We start from the raw sequence: 6,858 nt of genomic DNA on the forward strand, positions 1-6,858 counted from the left end.
CAAAGAAAGCTTGACGCCGGCACCGCGGTGCTCAGGTGCTCATGGCCGCCGGATACACGTCTGCGGTCTTCACCGGATGGGTACCATCGCACCGGCTGGATGGAATTTGCTCCGCTAATGGGTCGCGAAGGGACGCTGTTGCTTTAGTAGCCCGCGATCGCTTTTGTCTCTAAGAAGTCTTCCATACCGAATCTTCCCCATTCACGGCCGTTTCCCGACCTCTTGTATCCACCGAATGGCGCGGCCAAATCAGGAAACACCCCTTGAATGTTGACACTGCCCGCTCGTATCTGCCGAGCAACGTTGCGAGCACGGTCTACCGATCCAGACGTAACGTAGCCGGCAAGACCGTACGGGGTATCATTGGCGATGCGTATCGCGTGCGCCTCATCCTCGGCCTTCATCAGCACCAAAACAGGGCCGAAAATCTCTTCCTGCGCGATTGCCATATCGGACGTTACATCCGCGAAAATGGTTGGTCGAACATAATAGCCTTTATTAAGGCCCTCTGGCAGGCCTGTGCCGCCTGCGACCAACGTCGCGCCGTCTGCAAGACCCCTTTCAATCCACGCTTGAATTCTCTCCCACTGAGTCCGATTGACGACGGGGCCGTGGGTGGTGGCTACCGCTCGCGGATCCCCGACCTTCATCTGGTCCACAGCCATTTTCGCTATGCGCGCGGCCTCCCGCATCTTGGCTGCGGGGACAATCATTCGACTGGGTGCGTCGCATGACTGGCCAGTATTAAGCATCATGTAGGCGACACCGCTGGCGACAGCCTGCTCAAGATCTGCATCATCCAAAATGATATTGGGCGACTTTCCGCCTAGTTCTTGGCTGACACGCTTGACGGTGGCGGCAGATCGGATGGCCACGTCTACGCCCGCGCGCGTCGAACCAGTGAAGGACATCATGTCGATGTCAGGATGCTCGCTCATTGCAACACCAACCTCAGGCCCCAAGCCATTGACGAGGTTGAATACACCGCGGGGCACGCCAGCCTCATGCAAAATCTCTGTGAAGATCAATGCGCAACTTGGCGTAAACTCAGAAGGCTTCAGGACCATGCTGCAGCCAGCCGCGAGCGCTGGCGCGACTTTGGCCCCGATCTGGTTCATGGGCCAGTTCCACGGCGTAATCATCCCCACTACACCAATCGGTTCTCGCACGATCAGCGACGAGCCGATTGTCTCCTCGAAGCTGTACTTTTCAAGAACACTGCGTATCGTTTCAAAATGGGCCAAGCCCGCTGCAGCGTGTTCTCTGTCTGCAAGCCCCAAAGGTGCGCCCATTTCGTCGGAAATGGATGCCGCAATGTCTGCAAGCCTTGAACGGTAAACATCGATAACTCTTCCCAGGAGTGCGAGGCGCTCGTGGCGTGATGTGTTGGAAAAGTAGTTGAATGACCGTTTGGCTGCATCGACCGCCGCATCTACATCAGCCTTCGACCCGAGAGCTATCTCATACATTGTCTCTTCGTTTGCAGGATTGACTACGGCCATTCGGTTCGGCGACGCGGGCTCTGTCCATATGCCATCGATGTAGAATTTCATGCGCTGAACCATTAACCGCTCCTAAGTTTGATCGAATCTTTTGGGAAAATCAAAGACCGTTCGCGATTGAGATTGGCTTGGATGTATCGCGTAGCGCGCTCTCGCTGCCGTCCCCGTCGCCTATAGCTAAAGTCCTGAAACTGGATGTGGCACGTACGGCGCCTCGAGTAATTTGACCTCATCTTCCGATAGCTTCACGCCGACGGCCGCGAACGCGTCTTCGAGATGTTGCGGCTTCGTCACGCCGACGATGGGTGCAGTCCCCACCGGCTTCGAAAGCAGCCACGCCAAGGCAAGCTGCGCATGAGGGAGGTCCCGTGTTTGCGATAGCGACGTAAGACGGTCGACGACGATCTTGTCCGCTTCTTGCGTTCGCGCGTAATTGCCCGCGCTCAATTCGTCGGTCCGCCCGCGAAGGGTGTCTGGCTCTTCCTGCCAAGGGCGCGCGAGACGCCCCCCCGCAAGCGGACTCCACGGTAAGACGCCAACACCTTCGCTCTCGCACAGAGGGAGCATCTCGCGTTCTTCCTCGCGATAGAGGAGATTGTAGTGCGGTTGCATGGAGACAAAGCGGGTCCAACCATGATTGCCAGCGAGTTGGAGCGCTTTGCAGAATTGCCATGCAGCCATTGAGGATGCACCGATATACCGAACCTTCCCGGATTTGACGACGTCGTGTAGTGAGTCGAGCGTCTCTTCGATCGGAGTAGCGTCGTCCCAGCGATGGATTTGGTAAAGGTCGATATAATCGGTGTTGAGGCGGCGCAGGCTCCCCTCCACCTCCGCCATGATCGCCTTGCGTGAAAGGCCGCGTCCGTTTGGATCGGCCCGCATCGGGTAGTAGACCTTCGTCGCGATCACCACCTCGTCGCGCCGGGCAAAATCATGGACAGCTCGGCCCAGAACCTGCTCACTCGCTCCGTGGCCATACGTGTTGGCGGTATCGAAGAAATTGATTCCACCTTCGATCGCCCGCTTGATGATTGGTCGGCTCTGATCCTCGCTCAAACCCCAGCGCCGCTCAGTTAAGCCGAAGCTTAAACAGCCAAGACAGATCCGAGAAACCTTGAGGCCGGTCCTTCCAACGTTGACGTAATCCACCCCGTTCCTCCCCAACTTGAGCTGGTCGATGCAACCCAAGGCTTACACGACCGAAGCGACGTCACAGATCTCCGATGGCACCGGGTGCGAAAGACGATGCCGTCTGCCTGAGGACTAGCATGGCCACTGGAATACGTGCGCGGGCACCAACGTACAGCGTGTTTCGGCCCCAGATCTGGCGCGACTTCACGCTACGGGAAGACGCACTAGGACCTGGCCGCTTTCCACCTTCGTCTCGAACACGGTGATCGGGCAGTCAGCCGGGCCTTGAACCACTTCACCCGAGGTGATTTCAAATTGAGCACCATGCAAAGGGCACTCGATAATGGTCCCGTCCAGCCAGCCGTCGGAAAGGAGAGCGAACGCGTGTGAACACACGTTGGTGGTCGCATATACTTTGTTGTCGATCAGGTAAATAGCAATCCGTTTATCGTCGATTTCGACCGGCGTTACGGAGTCCTCTTGAAGATCGGAAAGGGCGCAAAGAATTATCCATTCAGAATTTTGCGGCGCAGTATCTATGTTCTTTTCTGCTGTTGTCACAGTTCACTCCGATTGGCGTAATTAGCCAGCTGCCAGGTATAAGTCAGACGGATCGACTTCCTCGGCCCGGCTCATAATATCCGGAGATATGGGCTTGGCAGCCTTTGCGTCTCGCCGGAGCTGCGTCATGTCACGACCAGGGTTGACCCCCACGGCACTGACAAAACGTCCATGGTCATCGGTGCCAATCTCCAGCCACCGTTCGCTCGCGACGTCCCCGATGCGATACAGGCGCGTCGCGAGGGCTGGCAGCCCGAGTGACTGGAGGGTTACGCCGCACTGATCGGACCAGAACCATGGTAGGTCCTGATACTGTGCATCCAGACCGCACATGACTTGTGCGGCCACAACTGCCTGATCGCCGGCCACAGTCCAGCTCTCACTGCGCAGCCGCCGGCCAAGCGCGGGCACAGGATAGTTCGTCACTTCTCCGGCAGCATATATTCCCGGAACGGACGTTTCGCAGCGTGCATTCACAACGATCCCGTCGGCGGTGTCGATGCCAGCGTCAGCGGCGATTTCCGCATTTGGCCCGATCCCAATGGCAATAAGGACCATGTCAGCAACGGCCGACCCTCCATCCCAAGTCAGAAGGACCTCGCCCTTTGAATTATTCGCCATGTGCAGATTTGCACAGTTCAAACGCAGCTCACCACCTTCGCTCGCGTGGCGCGTCGCGACCCATTCTGACAAGGAGAGCGAGGCGCTGCGCGGCAGCAGTCGCGGCGCCAGCTCAAAGACCGTTGTTTGACAGCCCAAGCGGCGAGCGATCGCCGATACCTCCAGTCCTATAAAACCGCCGCCGACAACTGCCAGCCGTCGGCCTCGCGCAAGAGCCGCGCGTAATCGTAAAGCGTCTGCTTCAGTGCGCAAATAATGAACTTGTGCTGGGTCCACATTTAAGCTCTCCAGCTGCCGGACCCGAGATCCCGTTGCGATCAAAAGCTTGTCGTAGTGTTCCGGATCACCGTTGTCAGTATCGACGATGCGTCGAAGAGGGTCGATGAGAGTGGCCTTCGTTCCATCCCGCAAAACGACGCCCTTTGCATACAGCTCAGACCCTTTCAGGGTCGGCCTCTTGCCCTCCAAGAGAAAGTCCTTGGACAGCGGCGGCCTGTCATAGGGTGTCCCGCTCTCGCCATGAATCAGGACCGTGCGCTGCTCAGGACACAGCTCGGCGAGCGTTGTGGCGGCACGATGTCCTGCTAGCCCTCCTCCGATGATAACGACCGTTTCCATAAACATTCCTCAGCGCCTGGCAAATTTGAACGTTGCCAATATGACAAAAGAAACAAAAATCTGGAGATGCACCAGCGTCAAATTCCTGCGAATTCGTTCAGCACAGACGGCCCAGCTTCCAAAGCAAAACCTCGAAACGCCTCCTTGCCAGGAACTGTGCTCCGAGGAATAGGTGGCTTTTGTGCATTTTGCCGGTCCAGAAGGATCCATATTGTCCGATCGCCGGCTACGGCGGTGCAGAAGGCTCAATCACCGCGACGGATCGGACTGCCACCCATTGTACGTTAAAAGGTAAAACGGCTTTCTTGTGCAGACACCGCAGGTGCCAGTTACGATAGGAATTCCAATCCTATGAACCATGTTCCCAAGACATCGGCTATGCGCCGCTACGAATTTGTCGTTGACCTCATCAAGCGCCGCATTCGCACGGGGACTCTGAGAGTCGGCGATCGCCTGCCGTCTGTTCGGCAGTTAAGCGAAGATACCGGTTATAGCCCGATGACAGTGCATCATGCATACGAGCTCTTGGAGGCTGAGGGGGTTTGCGAGGCCCGGCCTCGGTCGGGCTTCTATGTCGTCGGTGTGCCGGCGCCAGTGACAGATCCAGGGAACAATACTCACGATGTCGGTGGAGAGGCGGTAAGAAATCTGCCTGAGGCTTTGCTCCATATTTGGTATTCAAATGAGCTTGGCGCATTCGGCAGCTTCTACCCAAGTCCGGACCTATTCGACCGCAACGACATAGACCGGCTGTTGCGCCAGCTCTTGCGCCAAGGCGAGACCAGGCTTGTTGGGTGCGATTCACCGCAAGGCGACGTGCAGTTGCGGCATGAAATTTCGCGCCGCGCCTCAAGGCGGGGAAGCGTCGTATCGCACGGGGAAATCGTTGTCGGCAACACGGGCATGTCGTGCTTCGACATGTGCCTCAATGCATTTACCAAGCCAGGAGACGTCATTCTTGTCGAAAGTCCTTCTTATTTTCCAATGCTGGCCGGCTTGAACCGCAAGAGCCTCTCCGTGGTGGAGATTTATTCCCACCCGCGCTCGGGCATCGATCCCGAACAATTCCTGCATCTTGTCCGCTCTAATTCGGTTCGCGTGGCATTGCTTATGGGCTCCAATCACTATCCCACAGGCGTGACCTATTCCGAACAAACAATGCGCCGTGTTGTGGAAATTGCTCGCCAACACCAAGTACTTATTCTCGAAAATGACATGTTCAGCGACCTGAACTACGATGGCAGCAGACAGCCTTCGTTCAAGCAACACGATCCGTCCGATATCGTGGTGCAATTCGGGAGTTTCATGGCCTCGCTCCCGCCAGCGTATGGATTAGGTTGGATCATTGCCGGCACGCACACACGACGTTTGATGACTCACCAGTATGCACATGGACTGAACAGCGGTGATGGTATTGTCCAGCGCGCGATCGCCACGTTTCTGGCTACCCGTAGTCAGGATCGGCATTTGAGGCAGTTGCGCGGCACACTTGCCGCGAGAATGCAACAGGGCCTCGATTTAATCGCAGAACATTTTCCAAGTGAATGTGTCGTATCGCCTCCCGTCGGTGGGTACATGTGCTGGGTACGAGGACCAGTCGGCTTCGATGCTACTAGCGCTTTGCTTCAAGCGATAGAATCCGACTTCAGTTTTCTCCCAGGTCCAATCTTCTCGATTGAGGCCTCCTTCCGAAACTTCGTAGCGCTTAACTTCTCGTTCCCATGGATCGCTCAGAACGAAGCTTATCTGGCGAAATTGGGCGAGATGATGCACAGGTCGGTCGGTCGGCGATGACCATCAGACCGAAGCGTCCCTGAACAAGCCTTTCGAAAACGCAGCACGCTTTAATACGGAAGTGGGTTGCGCGGTAGTCAAGATCGAGGGCGATTAATTTGCGGACAGCGATGGGCGGCCAATATTGCACGCCGAAAAACACCCAAGAACGATGCTTTGGCGGCGAGAAGCGAGAAACAAGGATCCCGCCCGAAAAAGTTGCGGCTGTCGCCGCGGGTGCGTAGGATTGCGCCCGTCAGGGCCCCTGCGCACGGCCCGGGCCGACGTGGATTGCTCCTCCTCCATCGTGATGGACTTTCACCATCTACTCCTTGCCGTTCTCCCGGCGCACCTTCATAGGATCTGAACAGTTCGCCAGTTCGATCGTCGCCGCCGCGCACTCGCTATCCTCCAAATCCCTTCGGAGCCAGTGAATCACCACTGCGCATGTGGCATGAATTCGTTGGCAACCGTTGATCTGGCATCCTGATTAGGGCTGAGGTCGGCTTTGAAATTGCAAGATTTGCGGTGTTTGGGCACTGTTTTCTTGCAATTCGATTTTGCGATTGAACGAAGCCGCTGACGCGGCATTTGGTGCACCGGTTTGCGGATGACGCTTCTGTTTTGAAGGATTGCTGCTGTTGAAGCG

5 protein-coding genes are annotated in these 6,858 nt (G+C 56.6%); 1 reads left to right on the top strand and 4 read right to left on the bottom strand.

Annotated features, from left to right (window positions below; translation table 11 throughout):
* Positions 1-143 precede the first annotated feature (143 nt).
* The 4 genes from NKH59_RS32925 to NKH59_RS32940 all read right to left on the bottom strand — a co-directional run bounded on the left by NKH59_RS32925 (position 144) and on the right by NKH59_RS32940 (position 4,436).
* Positions 144-1,565: an aldehyde dehydrogenase family protein gene (locus NKH59_RS32925; RefSeq protein WP_353024383.1), complete on the bottom strand. Its 1,422-nt coding sequence runs from the start codon at positions 1,563-1,565 to the stop codon at positions 144-146.
* Positions 1,566-1,679: 114 nt separating this feature from the next.
* Complete coding sequence (locus NKH59_RS32930; protein WP_353024385.1) at positions 1,680-2,654, bottom strand: aldo/keto reductase; 975 nt, start codon at positions 2,652-2,654, stop codon at positions 1,680-1,682.
* A gap of 186 nt (positions 2,655-2,840) precedes the next feature.
* A complete protein-coding gene (locus NKH59_RS32935; RefSeq protein ID WP_353024387.1) occupies positions 2,841-3,197 on the bottom strand; it encodes a Rieske (2Fe-2S) protein in 357 nt (118 codons plus the stop codon).
* A gap of 21 nt (positions 3,198-3,218) precedes the next feature.
* Positions 3,219-4,436 carry an NAD(P)/FAD-dependent oxidoreductase gene (locus tag NKH59_RS32940; protein ID WP_353024389.1) on the bottom strand — a complete coding sequence of 406 codons (1,218 nt, stop codon included), beginning with the start codon at positions 4,434-4,436 and terminating at the stop codon, positions 3,219-3,221.
* 351 nt (positions 4,437-4,787) lie between these two features.
* Here NKH59_RS32940 and NKH59_RS32945 point away from each other — a divergent pair, with 351 nt between their 5' ends.
* On the top strand, positions 4,788-6,230 hold the full coding sequence (locus NKH59_RS32945) for an aminotransferase-like domain-containing protein (protein ID WP_353024392.1): 1,443 nt from the start codon (positions 4,788-4,790) through the stop codon (positions 6,228-6,230).
* Positions 6,231-6,858 lie beyond the last annotated feature (628 nt).

It is taken from the genome of Mesorhizobium sp. M0998, from assembly GCF_040318885.1.
Classification (GTDB): Bacteria; Pseudomonadota; Alphaproteobacteria; order Rhizobiales; family Rhizobiaceae; genus Mesorhizobium.